Here is a 19,191-nt window from a genome sequence, read left to right as displayed (position 1 = left end):
TTGCCATGACCGTGGAAACCATCACTTTCAGAAATGTCGTATCTATCCTGCCGGTGCCAACTGGCGACCGGCCCGATCAGCAACGCGGCACACTCAAAACCAAGCGTGACGCGACACTGCCGTCGGACCGGCTGCCAAAGCCGAACTGGATCCGGGTCAAGGTCGCGTCATCGGGTCGTTTCAGCGAGACCAAGGACATCGTCCATGCGAATCAGCTGGTGACGGTCTGCGAAGAAGCGTCCTGCCCGAACATCGGCGAATGCTGGAGCAAAGGCACGGCCACCTTCATGATCATGGGCGACAAGTGCACGCGCCGCTGCCGCTTTTGTAATGTCAGCACCGGGCGGCCCGATGCACTCGATGTCGACGAACCGGCCCGGCTGGCTCGCACCATCGCGCTGATGAAGCTCAGCTATGTGGTGCTCACTTCGGTCGACCGCGATGATTTGCCGGACGGCGGGGCCAGCCATTTTGTTGACTGCATTCGCCGGATCCGTGCGGCGGCACCGGCCACCCGCATCGAAATCCTGACGCCTGATTTTGGTGGCCGGCTTGAACTGGCACTGGACATCCTCGGCGCCGCACCGCCCGATGTGTTAAACCACAATATCGAGACCGTGCCGCGCCTGTACAAGGAAGCGCGCCCCGGTGCCGATTTCCAGAATTCGCTGAACCTGCTGAAAAATTTCAAGGCAATGCATCCTGCGATTCCGACCAAGTCCGGCCTGATGGTCGGGCTGGGCGAGACCGATGATGAAATCCTGGAGGTTTTGCGCGAGTTGCGCGCACATGGCGTGGACATGCTGACCATCGGCCAGTATCTGCAACCGTCCGGCGGTCATCTGGCAGTGCAGCGTTACGTACATCCGGATAGATTCGTGATGTACCAGCAAGAGGCCGAGAAAATGGGCTTTGCCAATGTCTCGTCCGGTCCGATGGTGCGCAGTTCCTACCACGCGGATCTGCAGGCGGCCGGCGCGGGACTGGTCTGATCTTTCCGGGCATGTCGCGTATCTGAATACCTAGCACCCTATTATTTGATCGTCATACTTATTGGAGTCCACCATGAATGCCACCACGGAAATGCCCGCCCCCATCCTGTTCACCGACAACGCCGCCGCCAAGGTCGCCCAGTTGATCGAGGAAGAGGGCAACCCCGAACTGAAGCTGCGCGTCTTCGTGCAGGGCGGAGGCTGTTCCGGCTTCCAGTACGGTTTTACGTTTGACGAAGTCGCCAATGAAGACGACACCACCATGGAAAAAAATGGCGTGCAATTGCTGATCGATTCCATGAGCTATCAGTACCTGGTCGGTGCTGAAATCGATTACAAGGATGATCTGGAGGGTGCGCAGTTCGTGATCAAGAATCCGGGGGCCACATCCACCTGCGGTTGCGGCTCGTCGTTTTCGGCGTAGTTCGGTGTAATTCGGCGAATGGAAAACCTGCACCGAGGTACGGTATGAGGCCGCGTCAGTGACAGCATTACCTGTGCGAGAAGCATGCCGACGGCGCTGGCTACTCTGCGGTATCACACCACAGAGTAGCTCTCTGATCACCACGGATCACTGCTAGCCACATGTGCCGGGCCGGGCGCGGGTAAAATCACGTTCCCGATTCCTCTTTTCCGGCAAAGCGACCATGAACATCCTGATGCTGCACGGTATCAACCACAACATGTTCGGCAAGCGTGATCCGCTGCAGTACGGCACCGTCACACTGGCCGACATCGACCAGCAACTGCACGACCTTGGCCACGAGCTCGGCGTCGCGGTGACCAGCTTCCAGACCAATTGTGAAGGCGCGATGTGCGATCGTATCCATCAAGGCTATGCCGATGGTGTCGATGCAGTTCTGATCAATGCCGGTGCCTGGACCCATTACAGCTACGGCATCCGTGATGCCCTCGCCATTCTGACTGTGCCCATTGTTGAAGTGCACATGTCGAACATTCACGCACGCGAAGTATTCCGCCACACCTCGGTCTTCGCCGATATCGTCAAAGGCCAGATTGCCGGCTTTGGCGTTGACAGTTACCTCCTTGCCCTTCGAGCTGCCGTCTCGGCAGCAAAAACCTTACAGAAAACCTGAAACAGATGCCCACTATCGAACACCAAGCCCTCGCTTATCACGCCCTCGGTCAACCCGGCAAAATTGCCATTCAGGTCACCAAGGCGGTTACCAGTTCCGCTGATCTGGCGCTGGCTTATTCTCCTGGCGTTGCCGCACCCTGCCTCGCAATCCAGAAGGAACCAGCCAAGGCCTACGAGTACACCGCCAAGGGCAACCTGGTCGCCGTCATCACCAACGGTACCGCCGTACTTGGCCTGGGCAACATCGGTGCTCTGGCCAGCAAACCAGTGATGGAAGGCAAAGCCGTGCTGTTCAAGAAATTCGCCGGCGTCGATGCCTTCGACATTGAAATCGATGAGACGGATCCCGAAAAACTGGTCGAGATCATTGCTGCCTTGCACCCGACCTTCGGCGGCATCAACCTCGAAGACATCAAGGCTCCCGAGTGTTTTTATGTCGAGCGCAAGTTGCGGGAACGCCTGTCGATCCCGGTCTTTCATGACGACCAGCATGGCACCGCCATTGTTGTCGGCGCTGGTTTGCTCAATGCGCTGGCACTGACCGGACGCGTGATCAGCGACGTCAAGGTTGTCTGTTCCGGTGCAGGTGCGGCCGCGATGGCTTGCCTTGATATGCTCGTCGATATCGGTGTGCAGCGCAAAAACGTGATTGTCTGTGACAGCCGCGGCGTGATCTCGACCAGCCGCACGCTGACTACCGAAAAACAGCTTTGGGCGCAGGACACGATCGCGACCACGTTGTCGCAGGTTATTGAAGGTGCAGACGTGTTTCTCGGTTTGTCCGGTCCCGGTTTGCTCACGCAACAGGATGTGCGCGCGATGGCCGCCAAGCCGATCATCTTTGCACTCGCCAATCCGGAACCGGAACTGCGGCCGGAACTGATCCGCGAAGTCGCACCGGACGCAATCATCGCCACCGGCCGTTCGGATTATCCGAACCAGATCAACAACGCGCTGTGCTTTCCCTACTTGTTCCGTGCTGCACTTGACTCAGGTGCGAGCACCATCAATCAGGACATGAAACGCGCCTGCGTAGTCGCACTGGCAGGGATGGCGCAAAGCGACAGCCACTTCGGTACTGAATACATCGTGCCGACGCTGCTGGATCCGCGCTTGCTGACCAGTGTGACGCCAAAGATTGCGACGGCTGCTTTCGATAGCGGCGTGGCAAAACGGCAGCTTGATGAAACGGCGTATGCAGAACGGCTCACGGCGTTGGCTCTTACCTTGATTTGATGTAAGGAGAAGTGCCCGGAGTGCTGCCGTGACGGGCGGCTTGCCGTTCAGCCTCCCGTCGATTAGCATCGGTCGCACTATCGACTCTCCGGGAGGTCTCCGATGCTGGACCTGATTCTGCGCAACTGTACCTTGGCCGATGGTCGCACCGGAATCGATGTTGGCATCGAAGCCGGTCGCATCATTGCTGTCACGCCGCATCTCGCGGCGACCGCAGACAGCCTCATCGACGTGGAAGGCCAGCTCGTCACGGCACCATTTGTCGATGCTCACTTTCATATGGATTCGACCTTATCGTATGGCCTGCCGCGCGTGAACGAGTCGGGCACGCTGCTCGAGGGCATCGCGCTGTGGGGAGAACTTAAGCCGCTGCTGACACAGGAGATGCTGGTCGAACGTGCGCTTGCTTATTGCGACTGGGCGGTGGCCAAGGGATTACTGGCAATCCGGTCGCATGTCGATGTATGCGATCCGCGATTGCTAGCGGTGGAAGCGCTGCTGCATGTTCGCGAAAAAGTGAAACCTTATCTCGACCTGCAGCTGGTCGCGTTTCCGCAGGATGGTGTGTTGCGCGCGCCTGGCGTGCTGGCCAAGCTGACCCGAGCACTCGATATGGGCGTCGATGTGGTGGGTGGCATTCCGCATTTCGAACGCACGATGAGCGACGGTGCAGAATCCGTTCGCATCCTGTGTGAACTCGCGGCGGAACGCGGCCTGCGTGTCGACATGCACTGCGATGAATCGGACGATCCGATGTCACGGCATATCGAGACCTTGGCATTTCATACGCAGCGCCTCGGCTTGCAGGGTCGGGTGAACGGCTCGCATCTGACGTCGATGCATTCGATGGACAATTATTACGTCTCGAAACTGATTCCGCTGATCCATGAAGCCGGCGTCACCGCGATCGCCAATCCGCTGATCAACATCACGCTGCAGGGTCGTCACGATACCTATCCCAAACGCCGTGGCATGACGCGTGTTCCGGAGCTGATGGCGGCAGGTATCACTGTCGCGTTCGGTCATGATTGCGTGATGGATCCATGGTATCCGCTCGGCAGCGCCGACATGCTGGAGGTAGCGCAGATGGGATTGCATGTTGCGCAGATGACCGGGCAAGATGCGATGCGGGCGTGCTTCGAGGCAGTGACTACTGCGCCGGCGCACATACTTGGTTTGGAAGGCTACGGCATTGCCGTTGGATGCAAGGCCGACATGGTGGTGCTGCAAGCGCGTGATAGCGTGGAAGCGATTCGCTTGCGCGCAACCCGTCTTGTGGTAATCCAGGCGGGCAAAGTGATTTCACGTACGCCGGCAGCAACCGCGACCTTGGATTTGCGAGGCAGGCCTTCGATGGTGGATTGGATGGCATGTCGATAGACTGCAATTCCAGATAGCGACCGATGCAACGAAAGATCAACAACTTCCCTTCGCTTTTTTCTGCCGCGCCAACGCAAAAAGGCCCTTCTTTCGAAGGGCCTTCTTGTTTGCTGCATGTAACTGAGCCTGACGATGACCTACTTTCACACGTGTTGACGCACTATCATCGGCGCAACGTCGTTTCACGGTCCTGTTCGGGATGGGAAGGGGTGGTACCGACGCGCTATGGTCATCAGGCTTAACTTGTAGAATCCTCTGTGGGGGCCGTTGATCTGGCTCCCTCAGGGGACGCAATTCGGAAGAAGTAAAGAAGTACAACACACACCTTGAAATCATCTTCAGTGTGCAGTTAGCGGGCGTGATGCATCAACAATCGCATACGCCATACTCGTCGTCTCTAACCCATCAAGGTTATAGGGACAAGCCTTACGGGCAATTAGTACTGGTTAGCTTAATGCATTACTGCACTTCCACACCCAGCCTATCAACGTCCTGGTCTCGAACGACCCTTCAAAGGAATCAAGTTCCTGGGAAATCTCATCTCAAGGCAAGTTTCCCGCTTAGATGCTTTCAGCGGTTATCTCTTCCGAACTTAGCTACCCGGCAATGCCACTGGCGTGACAACCGGTACACCAGAGGTTCGTCCACTCCGGTCCTCTCGTACTAGGAGCAGCCCCCTTCAAATTTCCAACGCCCACGGCAGATAGGGACCAAACTGTCTCACGACGTTTTAAACCCAGCTCACGTACCACTTTAAATGGCGAACAGCCATACCCTTGGGACCGGCTACAGCCCCAGGATGTGATGAGCCGACATCGAGGTGCCAAACTCCCCCGTCGATATGAACTCTTGGGAGGAATCAGCCTGTTATCCCCAGAGTACCTTTTATCCGTTGAGCGATGGCCCTTCCATACAGAACCACCGGATCACTATGTCCTACTTTCGTACCTGCTCGACTTGTCAGTCTCGCAGTTAAGCACGCTTATGCCATTGCACTATCATCACGATGTCCGACCGTAATTAGCGTACCTTCGAACTCCTCCGTTACACTTTGGGAGGAGACCGCCCCAGTCAAACTGCCTACCATGCACTGTCCCCGATCCGGATAACGGACCAAGGTTAGAACCTCAAACAAACCAGGGTGGTATTTCAAGGTTGGCTCCACGAGAACTAGCGTCCCCGCTTCAAAGCCTCCCACCTATCCTACACAGATTGGTTCAAAGTCCAATGCAAAGCTACAGTAAAGGTTCATGGGGTCTTTCCGTCTAGCCGCGGGTAGATTGCATCATCACAAACATTTCAACTTCGCTGAGTCTCGGGAGGAGACAGTGTGGCCATCGTTACGCCATTCGTGCAGGTCGGAACTTACCCGACAAGGAATTTCGCTACCTTAGGACCGTTATAGTTACGGCCGCCGTTTACTGGGACTTCAATCAAGAGCTTGCACCCCATCATTTAATCTTCCAGCACCGGGCAGGCGTCACACCCTATACGTCCACTTTCGTGTTTGCAGAGTGCTGTGTTTTTATTAAACAGTCGCAGCCACCAGTTTATTGCAACCCTTTCGTCCTTCCTCCGCAGGGAGGTCAAACTACAAGGGCGTACCTTATCCCGAAGTTACGGTACCAATTTGCCGAGTTCCTTCTCCCGAGTTCTCTCAAGCGCCTTAGAATACTCATCTCGCCCACCTGTGTCGGTTTGCGGTACGGTCTCGTATGACTGAAGCTTAGAGGCTTTTCTTGGAACCACTTCCGATTGCTTCGCTTATAAATAAGCTGGCCTCAACCCCTTGAATTACGCACCCGGATTTACCTAGATGCCTTCTACAAGTCAAGGACCGGGACTTCCAACACCCGGACAACCTTCCGCGATCCGTCCCCCCATCGCATCATACGACGGTGCAGGAATATTAACCTGCTTCCCATCAGCTACGCATCTCTGCCTCGCCTTAGGGGCCGACTCACCCTGCTCCGATGAACGTTGAACAGGAAACCTTGGGCTTACGGCGTGGAGGCTTTTCACCCCCATTATCGCTACTCATGTCAGCATTCGCACTTCTGATACCTCCAGCATCCTTTACAAGACACCTTCGCAGGCTTACAGAACGCTCTCCTACCATATCGACGTCATAAATGACGTTAATATCCGCAGCTTCGGTGACTGGCTTAGCCCCGTTACATCTTCCGCGCAGGACGACTCGATCAGTGAGCTATTACGCTTTCTTTAAATGATGGCTGCTTCTAAGCCAACATCCTGACTGTTTTAGCCTTCCCACTTCGTTTTCCACTTAGCCAATCTTTGGGACCTTAGCTGGCGGTCTGGGTTGTTTCCCTCTTGACGCCGGACGTTAGCACCCGACGTCTGTCTCCCTTGCTCGCACTCATCGGTATTCGGAGTTTGCAATGGGTTGGTAAGTCGCGATGACCCCCTAGCCATAACAGTGCTCTACCCCCGATGGTGATACAAGAGGCACTACCTAAATAGTTTTCGGAGAGAACCAGCTATCTCCAAGTTTGTTTAGCCTTTCACCCCTACCCACAGCTCATCCCCTAATTTTTCAACATTAGTGGGTTCGGACCTCCAGTGCGTGTTACCGCACCTTCATCCTGGCCATGAGTAGATCACTTGGTTTCGGGTCTACACCCAGCGACTGAACGCCCTATTCGGACTCGATTTCTCTACGGCTACCCTATACGGTTAACCTTGCCACTGAATGTAAGTCGCTGACCCATTATACAAAAGGTACGCAGTCACGGATCAAGTCCGCTCCTACTGTTTGTATGCACACGGTTTCAGGATCTATTTCACTCCCCTTCCGGGGTTCTTTTCGCCTTTCCCTCACGGTACTGGTTCACTATCGGTCGATATCGAGTATTTAGCCTTGGAGGATGGTCCCCCCATCTTCAGACAGGATTTCGCGTGTCCCGCCCTACTTGTCGCAAGCTTAGTTCCACACCAGACATTTCGTGTACGGGGCTATCACCCACTATGGCGCCAATTTCCAGTGGCTTCCACTATGTCTCATGCTAGATCTTGCAGGCTCTTCCCATTTCGCTCGCCGCTACTTTGGGAATCTCGGTTGATTTCTTTTCCTGCAGCTACTTAGATGTTTCAGTTCGCCGCGTTCGCTTTGCAACCCTATGTATTCAGGTTGCAATGACCATTAAGGCCGGGTTACCCCATTCGGAAATCTGCGGATCACAGCGTGTTTGCTCGCTCCCCGCAGCTTATCGCAAGCTACTACGTCCTTCATCGCCTGATATCGCCTAGGCATCCACCATGTGCACTTAGTCACTTGTCCCTATAACGTTGACCTCTGTACCACCAGCGTCTTTCTTTCGAAATGCACCGGTGACACAAAGACGGTTAGAACAACTGAGTACTACGTATGCACTTGCACCTTTGTAGCTACTTGCGTAGCCCAGCTAGATGCAAGCATGTTGAATCCATGTTTGTTGATTACAATCACTACCCACCAGCGCCTTTAATTCTCGCTTTCACGAGTCTCATCGACACTGATAAATCTTTACTTCTTCCAAATTGTTAAAGAGCGAACAGCTCATGGTTTCTTGTTATAAAAAACCAAACCTAATACCTTGTCATTCGCTTCGCGAATGACGCTGCTTAGGTTTGCATTTTTACTTCACTGCATTTATTCATCGTTCTCTGGTGGAGGTTGACGGGATCGAACCGACGACCCCCTGCTTGCAAAGCAGGTGCTCTCCCAGCTGAGCTAAACCCCCCAGGTGTTTCACTGACTGCTTAACTACTTGCTGCTTACCACCCTACTCTGTCTTGGTGGGTCTGGTTGGGCTCGAACCAACGACCCCCGCGTTATCAACACGGTGCTCTAACCAACTGAGCTACAGACCCGCTTGAACCCGCGCCACTTCACCACGACATATCACCACACTCTCGTGCACTTCCTTGTCATCGCTTGCTTGTTTTTACTGCTTGCTGTTCTTCTCTCGACTAACAGCTGATAAGTGTGGACACAGGGCTTCCGCGCATGCTCTAGAAAGGAGGTGATCCAGCCGCACCTTCCGATACGGCTACCTTGTTACGACTTCACCCCAGTCACGAATCCCACCGTGGTAAGCGCCCTCCTTGCGGTTAAGCTACCTACTTCTGGTGAAACCCGCTCCCATGGTGTGACGGGCGGTGTGTACAAGACCCGGGAACGTATTCACCGCGACATGCTGATCCGCGATTACTAGCGATTCCAACTTCATGCAGTCGAGTTGCAGACTACAATCCGGACTACGATACACTTTCTGGGATTAGCTCCCCCTCGCGGGTTGGCGGCCCTCTGTATGTACCATTGTATGACGTGTGAAGCCCTACCCATAAGGGCCATGAGGACTTGACGTCATCCCCACCTTCCTCCGGTTTGTCACCGGCAGTCTCATTAGAGTGCCCTTTCGTAGCAACTAATGACAAGGGTTGCGCTCGTTGCGGGACTTAACCCAACATCTCACGACACGAGCTGACGACAGCCATGCAGCACCTGTGTACTGGTTCTCTTGCGAGCACACTCTGATCTCTCAAAGCTTCCAGCCATGTCAAGGGTAGGTAAGGTTTTTCGCGTTGCATCGAATTAATCCACATCATCCACCGCTTGTGCGGGTCCCCGTCAATTCCTTTGAGTTTTAATCTTGCGACCGTACTCCCCAGGCGGTCTACTTCACGCGTTAGCTGCGTTACCAAGTCAATTAAGACCCGACAACTAGTAGACATCGTTTAGGGCGTGGACTACCAGGGTATCTAATCCTGTTTGCTCCCCACGCTTTCGTGCATGAGCGTCAGTGTTATCCCAGGGGGCTGCCTTCGCCATCGGTATTCCTCCACATCTCTACGCATTTCACTGCTACACGTGGAATTCTACCCCCCTCTGACACACTCTAGCCATGCAGTCACAAATGCAGTTCCCAGGTTGAGCCCGGGCATTTCACATCTGTCTTACATAACCGCCTGCGCACGCTTTACGCCCAGTAATTCCGATTAACGCTTGCACCCTACGTATTACCGCGGCTGCTGGCACGTAGTTAGCCGGTGCTTATTCTTCGGGTACCGTCATTAGCCCACCGTATTAAGATGAACCGTTTCTTCCCCGACAAAAGAGCTTTACAACCCGAAGGCCTTCTTCACTCACGCGGCATTGCTGGATCAGGGTTGCCCCCATTGTCCAAAATTCCCCACTGCTGCCTCCCGTAGGAGTCTGGACCGTGTCTCAGTTCCAGTGTGGCTGGTCGTCCTCTCAGACCAGCTACTGATCGTCGCCTTGGTAGGCTTTTACCCTACCAACTAGCTAATCAGATATCGGCCGCTCCACGAGCATGAGGTCCTTGCGGATCCCCCACTTTCATCCGTAGATCGTATGCGGTATTAGCGCAACTTTCGCTGCGTTATCCCCCACTCCAGGGCACGTTCCGATATATTACTCACCCGTTCGCCACTCGCCACCAGGGTTGCCCCCGTGCTGCCGTTCGACTTGCATGTGTAAGGCATGCCGCCAGCGTTCAATCTGAGCCAGGATCAAACTCTTCAGTTTAATCTCTGTGTTTTATGTCCTCTCGGACATGGTCATCGCTGACCGGTCGCTCACTCAAAATACTGACAGGATCAATCTTTCAATCTTTCCTATATTTCTTCGTGAGCACTTGCTTATATGTAAAGACTCCGTAGCAACCTAAGTCACCACAGTGCACTTCCACCAAGTGCCCACACTTATCAACTGTTAATTGTTAAAGAACTTACCGCACCATCCACAACACTTCGATTACCCTCACCGACCGTGCCGTCTTGTGTGCTGCTGACAAAGCGTTTTGTTTGTCTGCGCTTCGATGTCGCTGAAACAGGAGGCGAACTATAGCTATGTCGAAGCCTCAGCGCAAGTGTTTGCGACATGATATTTTCGACTCGCTTGGCGCGACGGGAAGATACCGCCGATGCCAGACAATTTCCGATAAATTAATTGCGAAAAAAGATTACTGCCAGTTGGTGGCAACGATCTCAAAGCGCATAATTCCTGCTTCCACTTTTGCATTGAAAAAGACGATGACGAATACAGAATGGCTGTTCACTCAGGAAACCCATCCGCGCCTAGCTACCACTGCGGAAGTTACCGCCCTGCTGGCCAACCCCGGCTTCGGCCGCGTCTTCACTGACCATATGGTCACCGTGCGCTGGAACGAAGCAAAGGGCTGGCACGATGCGATGGTCGAGTCCAGAAAGCCGTTTTTGCTTGATCCGGCGTGTGCCGCCCTTCACTACGCACAACAGATTTTTGAAGGCATGAAAGCCTACCGTGGTGCCGACGGCGACATACTGATGTTCCGTCCACTAGAAAATGCACATCGATTCCAGCGCTCCGCTGCGCGCATGGCAATGACGCCCGTACCGGACAGCCTGTTCCTGGCTGCCGTCGAAGCCTTGGTCAAGATTGACAAGCACTGGGTACCGGAAGGAGACGGGAGCTTGTATTTGCGTCCGTTCATGTTTGGCTCGGAAACCTTTCTTGGCGTGCGCCCATCACTCGAATATATTTTCTGCGTAATCGCCTCACCCGTTGGTCCCTACTTCAAAAATGGCGACTCTGCCGTCACCGTCTGGGTATCCGATGAATATACCCGCGCGGCACCAGGCGGCACTGGCGCAGCTAAGTGCGGCGGCAACTATGCAGCTAGTTTGCTGGCGCAGTCCCAGGCCACGGCCAACGGTTGCGATCAGGTAGTGTTCCTTGATGCAGTCGAACATCGCTGGGTCGAGGAACTGGGTGGCATGAATGTCTTTTTCTGCATGGCAGACGGCACGCTCGTTACCCCGCCATTAAGCGGCACGATCCTGCCCGGGATCACGCGTAGTTCGGTAATCGATCTGGCACGGCGCGAAGGTATGACAGTGGAAGAACGTCCATACAGCTTCGATCAGTGGTGCGCCGATATCGCTAGCGGCCAATTGCGTGAAGTTTTCGCTTGTGGCACGGCAGCGGTAATTGCCGGAGTCGGCCGGATTCGCCATGTAGGCGGCGAACTCGTTATCGCAGACGGTGCCGTCGGCCCCGTGACGACACGCATCCGCGATCTGCTAACCGGCATACAACGCGGTCGCCTTGAAGATACCGAGTCATGGGTGCATCACCTGACGTGAACAGCATGAGCAAGTTGACTATTCCGCCTCCGGGCGGACATCCGCACAGCCTGACAGAAGACGTCTACGCACTCATCATCGGCTTAACCTTCATCGTCATCGGTTTGCTGCTACTAAAAACCGCCGGCCTCGTCACCGGCGGCATCGCCGGCATCGCGCTACTGGCTTCCTACGTCTTTCCGCTTCCCGTCGGACTTATTTTTACCTTGGTCAATATCCCGTTCTTCGTCTTTGCCTATTTTGCAATGGGATGGCAATTTGCCCTGAAGACGATTGCGGTCAATCTCGGCGTTACCTGCCTGATGACGCTGATGCCTAAAGCTCTGCACATCGATTTCATCAATCCGGCCTTCGCGGCTTTGGCCGGAGGCACTCTGTGCGGAATGGGTATTCTCGCCCTCGCCCGCCATGGTGCCGGCGTCGGTGGCACCGGTGTCATCACGCTGTGGCTGCAAAAAAAGCGCGGCATCAATGCCGGCCGCAGCCAGATCATCATTGACGTCGGCATCTTGCTGGTCTCGACGACGGTGATCGCACCGGACCGGCTGGCGTGGTCGGCGCTGAGCGCATTTTCGATGAGTGCAATGGTGATCGCCTGGCATCGCCCGGGCCGTTATATCGGGTATTGACACAGCCCCCGATGAGAAAACGCCACCGAGCCAGTATCTTTTAAAACCGGTAAGATGGATTTCGTTCTTCCCGGAATCGCACCGTGATGGCCTTACGCTAATCATGCCGCGCGCGCCCATCCGGACGGATTCATCACCAGATACGGTCAGGAGTTTTGCATGAAGCCTTATGTCATTTGTCACATGATGTCGTCACTCGATGGCCACGCCCTCACGGACGGCTGGGACCGTGCCTTCAAAAAGAACGCCGGCACACTTTACGAAACGCTCGCCAAGCAATTCAAGTTCGACGCCTGGATCTGCGGCCGCGTCACGATGCAGGAAATCGCTCACGGCGACGGCTATCCGGCAGGCCTTGCCACCAAGCCTATCCCGCGCACTCATCACTTTGCCGACAAAAATGCCACCTGCTACGCAGTGGCCATTGATCCGCACGGCAAGGTCGAATGGAAAAGCAACCAGGCACTCGACTCCCATGTCATCGCCGTAGTCACCGAAGCAGTTGCCGATGATTACCTCGCCTACCTGCAATCGATCAAGGTGTCGTACCTCTTTGGCGGCAAGACCGACATCGACCTCGCCAAAGTCGTGGCCCTCCTCGCCGACGAACTCGGCACCAAGCGCCTGATCGTCGAAGGCGGCCCGCACGTCAGCGGATCCTTCGTCAATGCCGGACTGGTCGACGAAGTCAGTGTCCTCGTCTTGCCGCTGATCGACGGCCGTGGCGATCATCCGGCCTCGTTCGAAGTCAGCAAGGAAACCTGGACCAACCCGGCCTACCTGACCCTGACCTCGGCAGAAATCCAGGAGGGCGGCAGCGTCTGGCTGCGCTACATAAAACAATAAGGCAAGGCCACCCCGGGCCTGCCCGGGCCGGCTATTGCGTCAGCTTGACCATCTCCCGATACAAATCCGCCTTGCCTTCGAAACCCAGCCCCGGCAGTTCCGGCAGGAAGATGTGGCCGTTCTCGACCTTCACGCCATCCGGAAAACCGCCATACGGCTGAAACAGATCAGGATAAGATTCATTGCCACCCAGCCCCAGGCCGGCGGCAATGTTAAGCGACATCTGATGCCCGCCATGCGGGATGCATCGTTTGGCAGACCAGCCGTGCTCTCGCAGCATGTCCAGCGTGCGCAGGTACTCGACCAGCCCGTAGCTCAGCGCGCAATCGAACTGCAGCCAGTCACGGTCGGCACGCATGCCGCCGTAGCGGATCAGGTTGCGCGCATCCTGCATCGAGAACAGATTCTCGCCGGTCGCCATCGGGTTTGCATAATAGTTGCGTAGCGTCGCCTGCAATTCGAAGTCGAGCGGGTCACCGGCTTCTTCATACCAGAACAGGTCGTACTGCGACAGTGCCTTCGCATAGGCAATCGCGGTATCAAGATCAAACCGCCCGTTCGCGTCGACCGCCAGCTTCTGACCATCCTGCAGCACGCTCAGGACCGAATCGATGCGGCGCAAATCCTCATCCAGCGTGGCACCGCCGATCTTCTTCTTGACAACCGTGTAGCCGCGGTCGATGTAGCTGCGCATCTCGTCCTTGAGCTGGTCGTGACTCTGGCCCGGATAGTAATAACCACCCGCCGCATAAACAAAAATATTCCGGTCCGGCGTGCCGTTGCCGTACCGGTCGGCCAGCAACTGGAACAAGGGCTGGCCGGCGATCTTGGCCACGGCATCCCAGACCGCCATGTCGATGGTTCCGATCGCCACCGAACGCTCGCCATGGCCGCCCGGCTTTTCGTTGGTGAACATGCAGTTCCAGATTTTGTGCGGATCAAGGTTGCTACCGCTGTCATCGACCAGACTGAGCGGATCGGCTTCCAGCAAGCGCGGAATAAACCGTTCGCGCATCAGCTTGCCCTGTCCGTAGCGCCCGTTCGAATTAAAACCGTAGCCGATCACCGGTTTACCGTCGCGGATGACATCGGTGACGACCGCCACCAGGCTCAACGTCATCTTGCTGAAGTCGATATAGGCATTGCGGATCGGGGAGCTGATCGGGATGGTTTTTTCGCGGATGTCGACGATTTTCATGCGGGGGTCTCCAGAGGGGAAGTCGCTCTTATTGGCGAAAGCCGCCAGCTTACTATTCAAACGCCGTGCTTTCCTCAACGCATAAAACAAATAGTGACGTCGTGACTGAACATGAATCGCACCGTGCAGCAATGCGAATCAGGAGTTCACGCACGGTTTGTCTTCTGATGGACACACCCATCAATAGGACTTGGCCATCGCCACGCGCCGATGACCAGCTCACAGCGCTGACAGCCTGCCCGCGCCAGGATGGCGTTGTGAAACGACTGCCGCGAACGATGGCCGGAAACACATAACCCAACCGGCTTAGGTTCCTATAAAGTGCCAACTGTACTGACAATGTTTGGTTTACGCGTGGTCATCTACCCCAACGACCATCGCCCCGCCCATGTGCATATTCAGGAAAAGGGCTGCGAGGTAGTATTCAACCTGCATTGCCCGCAAGGGCTTCCGGAATTGCGCGAAAACTACGGATTTTCGCAAAAAGAACTGGGGAAAATCGCTGACGAACTGTCGGCAAACCTGGCGGCGCTATGCGCCGCATGGAGATAACACCATGGCAATTACTGATACCGATTTTGCCGCCGCGAACCAGCGCGGCGCAGCTAAAAAAGCGGCCTTCCCGGAAGCACTTAACGTGCGGTACGACAAGCGCGCAGCCCGCGTCGTAATCACGCTTGCCTCCGGACTGCAAATTGCATTTTTCCCGCGTGATGTACAAGGATTGGAGAAGGCGCACCCAGAGGAGTTGGCCGATGCGGTCATCAGTCCGTCCGGTCTGGGAGTGCATTTCCCCCAGCTGGATGTCGACCTCGATATCCCGGCGCTGCTGGAAGGATTCCTTGGATCAAAGCGCTGGATGGCTGCACAAATCGGCAGAGCCGGTGGCAAAACATCGAGCGAAGCCAAAGCCGTCGCGGCCCGCAAAAACGGCCAACGCGGCGGGCGACCAAAAAAGGTATCCGGGCTACTACCTATCTAGCTTGCATCAAAACCCGCCCAAGCCCATCGCTTGCGCTAGACTGAGCGCCCTTGCCCGCCAGCCCCACCCGCACACCATGTATATCCAACCCGTCGTCATGATGGACTTCGAAACCACCGGCATGAGTCCCGCACTGGGCGACCGCGTCACCGAAGTCGCCGCGCTGCGCATCGTCGGCGGCGTCGTGGTCGATCGCTTTGTCTCGCTGATCAATTGCGATGTCCGGATCTCGCCCTTCATCAGCCAGCTCACCGGTATCACGCAAGCGATGGTCGATCGAGCACCGCCTGTGGAGCAGGTCATGCCGGAGCTGGTGCGCTTCATCGGCAGCGATGCGCTGGCCGCCCACAACGTCAGTTTCGATGAAAAATTTCTGCTGGCCGAGAGCGCCCGTCTTGGCATCGTGCCAGCTCACGCCGGTGTCATCTGTTCGGTCAAGTTATCCCGGCGCGTCTTCCCCGGATTGCGCAGCTATGCACTGGGTTCGCTGGCAAGCTCGCTGGGCATCCGCTTCAAAGGCACGGCCCACCGCGCCGAAGCCGATGCCGAAGTCGCTTCTGCTCTCATGCTATCTATTGCCGCCCATCTGGGCGAGCGCTACGGTATCCGCGAAGTCGATCCACGATTCCTGCAACAGATCAACCGGCTCACCGCTGCGAAAGTGCCGGCATTCCTGCAACGGCCACCGGCAACCGACAACGCATTAGTCAACGGCCCCGTTCGCAAGAACAAATCCGGCGTCAAGTGAAGAAACTGCGCGAACGCCAACGCCGAAGAGGCCCGATAGAATCCGGCCCGGAGGCACCGATCAAATCATTGCCGGAAGTCTGTTTCAAGACCTGACCTATGAGAATCAAACCTGATGTGCTTTCAAAACAGGAAGCCCGTCAGAGCAGGCCTAGCGTTTCAAGCGCGCTTGATAATTCAGTCGTAAAGAGCATTGCCATGCCGTCATCCCGGCCACTGATGAGCACAAACGGCGTACCGTCCGCGCTGGTGCCGCGATGAGCAATCTCGATGCCCTCCTCGATACTGGTTTCGGTGATCGTTGCGCTAGAGAGGAATTCGGCGGCTTCTTGCTTGGAAAGTGATTTCATAGTGGTTCTCAAATTGATCGTGAGGCGATCGGCTTGCTTTCTCGGAGGGTGGGCACGGCGGTATCTTGCCCACGCGAATGGACCGACGAACGTCCGGAATTGAAGAGCGTTTCCAGTACGCGCGCGTCACCACAAAAAACAAAAAAGCCGACTGGTTCAGTCGGCTTTTTTTAAACAACATCCTTGGCGGAGAGAGGGGGATTCGAACCCCCGATAGGCTATAAACCTATACACGCTTTCCAGGCGTGCGACTTCAACCGCTCATCCACCTCTCCTGCATTGCGTTCACCGGAACAACCAGCCATCCAGCGAAGCGCCGAAGTATAGCAATAAATCGGCTTCAAACACCAGAACCTGCAGCTGATTTTGACTTGCCGGCAAAATAAACTGCGATTGCGAGCGCGTCGCGACTGGATCACACCAGCGGCGTCGCGATCAAGCGTGCTTTAGTCCTGATCGCAGACCCGATCGCCTTACTGCGCGTCCTTGAGCTGGTCCAGGATGGCCGGATTTTCCAGTGTCGAGATGTCTTGCGTGATTTCTTCGCCCTTGGCCAGCAAGCGCAAGAGACGGCGCATGATCTTGCCGGAACGGGTCTTCGGCAGGTTATCGCCGAAACGGATTTCCTTTGGTTTGGCGATAGGACCGATTTCTTTGGCGACCCAGTCACGCAGTTCCTTGGCGATCTGCTTGGCTTCGTCGCCGGTCGGGCGCGAACGCTTGAGTACGACGAAAGCGCAAATCGATTCGCCCGTCGTGTCGTCAGGCTTGCCGACCACGGCGGCTTCAGCCACCAGCGGATGCGCCACCAGCGCGGATTCGATTTCCATCGTGCCCATCCGATGACCGGACACGTTGAGCACATCGTCGATGCGACCGGTGATGGTGAAATAACCGGTCTCGGCATTGCGGACTGCGCCGTCGCCGGCCAGGTAAGTTTTGCCGCCCAGCTCTTCCGGGAAATAGCTTTTCTTGAAGCGCTCGGGATCGTTCCAGATCGTGCGGATCATCGATGGCCACGGACGCTTGACGACCAGGATACCGCCCTGCCCGTTCGGCAAGTCGGTACCGGTTTCATCAACGATGGCGGCGGTGATGCCCGGCAGCGGCAGGGTGCAGGAACCCGGCACCATTGGTGTCGCGCCCGGCAGCGGTGTGATCATGTGGCCGCCGGTTTCGGTCTGCCAGAACGTATCGACGATCGGGCAGTTCTCGCGGCCGATGTTTTTGTAGTACCACATCCAGGCTTCCGGATTGATCGGCTCGCCGACCGAACCGAGCAGGCGCAGGCTGGACAGGTCGTAGCGATCCGGGTGGATTTTTTCGTCGGCGTCAGCGGCCTTGATCAGCGAGCGGATTGCGGTGGGCGCGGTGTAGAAAATGGTCGCCTTGTGACGCGCGATCATGTCCCAGAAACGGCCGGCGTTCGGGAAGGTCGGGATGCCTTCGAAGACGATTTCGGTTGCGCCGACAGCCAGCGGACCGTAAGCGATATAGGTGTGACCCGTGACCCAGCCGATGTCGGCGGTGCACCAGAAAACATCGTCGGGCTTGATGTCGAAGGTCCACTTCATGGTCAACATGGCCCACAGCAAATAGCCACCCGACGAGTGCTGGACGCCTTTTGGCGTACCGGTCGAACCGGAGGTGTAGAGGATGAACAGCGGATGTTCGGCGCTGACCCATTCCGGTTCGCAGACATCGGATTGCGCGGCAACGAGCGTGCTCATGACGAGGTCGCGACCGGCGGTCATGGCGACGTCGGCGTTGGTGCGCTGATAGACGATGACATTGCGAACGGCTTCGCAACCGCCGAGCGCCAGCGCTTCATCGACGATGGCTTTCAGTGGCAGGTTCTTGCCGCCACGGACTTGCTGGTCGGCGGTGATGACGGCGACGGCACCGGCATCGATGATGCGTTCCTGCAGTGACTTGGCGCTGAAGCCGCCGAAGACCACCGAGTGCGTCGCGCCGATGCGGGCGCAGGCTTGCATCGCAACGATGCCTTCGACTGACATCGGCATATAGATCACGACGCGGTCGCTCTTCTTGATGCCGAGTGATTTCAGGCCGTTGGCGAATTTGCAGACTTGCTGATGCAGTTCGCGGTAAGTAATTTTGGTGACGGCACCGCCATCGGCTTCGAAGATCACCGCATGCTTGTCGGCGTTGCCGTTCTCGAGGTTGCGGTCCAGGCAGTTGTAGCTGACATTAAGCAAGCCGTCTTCAAACCATTTGTAAAACGGCGCATCGGATTCATCCAGCGTCGTGGTGAACGGCTTTTTCCAGGACAGGTTTTCGCGGGCCAGGCTGGCCCAGAAACCTTCATAGTCCTGTTCGGCGTCGGCGCACATCGCGTTGTAGGCCTCCATGCCGGAAATGGTAGCGGCTTCCTTGAATGCGTCGGAGGGATTGAAGATGCGGGTTTCCTGCTTGAGTGTCTCGATGCCAGCCATTACGTGTCTCCTAATTGAAAGAATTTGTTTGCCGAAAAGATAAGCGCTCACTCTTACTTCAGCCTTACATGCGGGCTTACCTGCGCTTCAAGACATGAATTGGTCAAACGATACAGCACCGCACAGC

13 protein-coding genes, 3 tRNA genes, 3 rRNA genes and 1 pseudogene are annotated in these 19,191 nt (G+C 56.1%); 11 read left to right on the top strand and 9 right to left on the bottom strand.

What is annotated here, in order from left to right:
- Positions 1–5: 5 nt before the first annotated feature.
- The 5 genes and pseudogenes from lipA to RHM62_RS07750 all read left to right on the top strand — a co-directional run bounded on the left by lipA (position 6) and on the right by RHM62_RS07750 (position 4,707).
- Entirely contained in the window at positions 6–992 is a 987-nt protein-coding gene (gene lipA, locus RHM62_RS07770; RefSeq protein ID WP_322124940.1) for a lipoyl synthase, read from the top strand.
- Between the two features lie 73 nt (positions 993–1,065).
- Positions 1,066–1,416 (top strand): iron-sulfur cluster insertion protein ErpA, encoded by a 351-nt coding sequence (gene erpA, locus RHM62_RS07765; RefSeq protein WP_322124939.1) that lies wholly within the window; start codon positions 1,066–1,068, stop codon positions 1,414–1,416.
- Positions 1,417–1,639: 223 nt separating this feature from the next.
- Positions 1,640–2,089 (top strand): type II 3-dehydroquinate dehydratase, encoded by a 450-nt coding sequence (gene aroQ, locus RHM62_RS07760; RefSeq protein ID WP_322124938.1) that lies wholly within the window; start codon positions 1,640–1,642, stop codon positions 2,087–2,089.
- Between the two features lie 5 nt (positions 2,090–2,094).
- Positions 2,095–3,306: pseudogene (locus RHM62_RS07755) on the top strand (malic enzyme-like NAD(P)-binding protein); the annotation flags it as partial.
- Between the two features lie 123 nt (positions 3,307–3,429).
- On the top strand, positions 3,430–4,707 hold the full coding sequence (locus tag RHM62_RS07750; RefSeq protein WP_322124937.1) for an amidohydrolase family protein: 1,278 nt from the start codon (positions 3,430–3,432) through the stop codon (positions 4,705–4,707).
- Between the two features lie 124 nt (positions 4,708–4,831).
- Here the strand turns inward: RHM62_RS07750 and rrf are convergent.
- From rrf to RHM62_RS07725, 5 genes are all read right to left on the bottom strand, one after another.
- Positions 4,832–4,944 (bottom strand): 5S ribosomal RNA (gene rrf, locus RHM62_RS07745).
- Between the two features lie 178 nt (positions 4,945–5,122).
- Positions 5,123–8,008: ribosomal RNA gene (locus RHM62_RS07740) — 23S ribosomal RNA — on the bottom strand.
- A 366-nt stretch (positions 8,009–8,374) separates the two neighbouring features.
- A tRNA-Ala gene (locus RHM62_RS07735) sits at positions 8,375–8,450 on the bottom strand.
- Positions 8,451–8,503: 53 nt separating this feature from the next.
- Positions 8,504–8,580 (bottom strand) — tRNA-Ile (locus RHM62_RS07730).
- 145 nt (positions 8,581–8,725) lie between these two features.
- Positions 8,726–10,258, bottom strand: a 16S ribosomal RNA gene (locus RHM62_RS07725).
- The 16S, 23S and 5S rRNA genes sit together here with 2 tRNA genes alongside, the layout of an rRNA operon.
- A gap of 506 nt (positions 10,259–10,764) precedes the next feature.
- On the opposite strand from RHM62_RS07725, the gene RHM62_RS07720 reads away from it, so the two are divergent.
- The 3 genes from RHM62_RS07720 (at position 10,765) to RHM62_RS07710 (ending at position 13,331) form a co-directional block, all read left to right on the top strand.
- The gene (locus RHM62_RS07720) at positions 10,765–11,856 is read left to right on the top strand and encodes a branched-chain amino acid aminotransferase (protein ID WP_322125353.1); all 1,092 of its coding nucleotides are present in this window, start codon (positions 10,765–10,767) and stop codon (positions 11,854–11,856) included.
- Positions 11,857–11,861: 5 nt separating this feature from the next.
- The gene (locus RHM62_RS07715; RefSeq protein ID WP_322124936.1) at positions 11,862–12,485 is read left to right on the top strand and encodes a YitT family protein; all 624 of its coding nucleotides are present in this window, start codon (positions 11,862–11,864) and stop codon (positions 12,483–12,485) included.
- A gap of 159 nt (positions 12,486–12,644) precedes the next feature.
- On the top strand, positions 12,645–13,331 hold the full coding sequence (locus RHM62_RS07710; RefSeq protein ID WP_322124935.1) for a dihydrofolate reductase family protein: 687 nt from the start codon (positions 12,645–12,647) through the stop codon (positions 13,329–13,331).
- A gap of 31 nt (positions 13,332–13,362) precedes the next feature.
- Here RHM62_RS07710 and RHM62_RS07705 read toward each other — a convergent pair whose 3' ends face one another.
- Positions 13,363–14,529 carry a mandelate racemase/muconate lactonizing enzyme family protein gene (locus RHM62_RS07705; RefSeq protein ID WP_322124934.1) on the bottom strand — a complete coding sequence of 389 codons (1,167 nt, stop codon included), beginning with the start codon at positions 14,527–14,529 and terminating at the stop codon, positions 13,363–13,365.
- A gap of 339 nt (positions 14,530–14,868) precedes the next feature.
- On the opposite strand from RHM62_RS07705, the gene RHM62_RS07700 reads away from it, so the two are divergent.
- From RHM62_RS07700 to RHM62_RS07690, 3 genes are all read left to right on the top strand, one after another.
- A complete protein-coding gene (locus RHM62_RS07700; RefSeq protein ID WP_322124933.1) occupies positions 14,869–15,081 on the top strand; it encodes a DUF4160 domain-containing protein in 213 nt (70 codons plus the stop codon).
- A 4-nt stretch (positions 15,082–15,085) separates the two neighbouring features.
- Complete coding sequence (locus tag RHM62_RS07695; RefSeq protein WP_009665164.1) at positions 15,086–15,511, top strand: DUF2442 domain-containing protein; 426 nt, start codon at positions 15,086–15,088, stop codon at positions 15,509–15,511.
- 76 nt (positions 15,512–15,587) lie between these two features.
- Positions 15,588–16,259 carry a 3'-5' exonuclease gene (locus tag RHM62_RS07690; RefSeq protein ID WP_322124932.1) on the top strand — a complete coding sequence of 224 codons (672 nt, stop codon included), beginning with the start codon at positions 15,588–15,590 and terminating at the stop codon, positions 16,257–16,259.
- 139 nt (positions 16,260–16,398) lie between these two features.
- Here the strand turns inward: RHM62_RS07690 and RHM62_RS07685 are convergent, their stop codons facing one another.
- The 3 genes from RHM62_RS07685 to acs all read right to left on the bottom strand — a co-directional run bounded on the left by RHM62_RS07685 (position 16,399) and on the right by acs (position 19,064).
- Positions 16,399–16,608, bottom strand: a complete 210-nt coding sequence (locus tag RHM62_RS07685) for a hypothetical protein (protein WP_322124931.1) — start codon at positions 16,606–16,608, stop codon at positions 16,399–16,401.
- Between the two features lie 184 nt (positions 16,609–16,792).
- Positions 16,793–16,883: transfer RNA gene (locus RHM62_RS07680), tRNA-Ser, on the bottom strand.
- A 198-nt stretch (positions 16,884–17,081) separates the two neighbouring features.
- A complete protein-coding gene (gene acs / locus RHM62_RS07675; RefSeq protein WP_322124930.1) occupies positions 17,082–19,064 on the bottom strand; it encodes an acetate--CoA ligase in 1,983 nt (660 codons plus the stop codon).
- Positions 19,065–19,191 lie beyond the last annotated feature (127 nt).

The sequence above is a fragment of the Actimicrobium sp. CCC2.4 genome (assembly GCF_034347385.1).
Lineage (GTDB): Bacteria > Pseudomonadota > Gammaproteobacteria > Burkholderiales > Burkholderiaceae_D > Actimicrobium.
The sequence above is the reverse complement of the archived record's forward strand: the minus strand, read 5'-3'. Positions and strand labels throughout refer to the sequence as shown.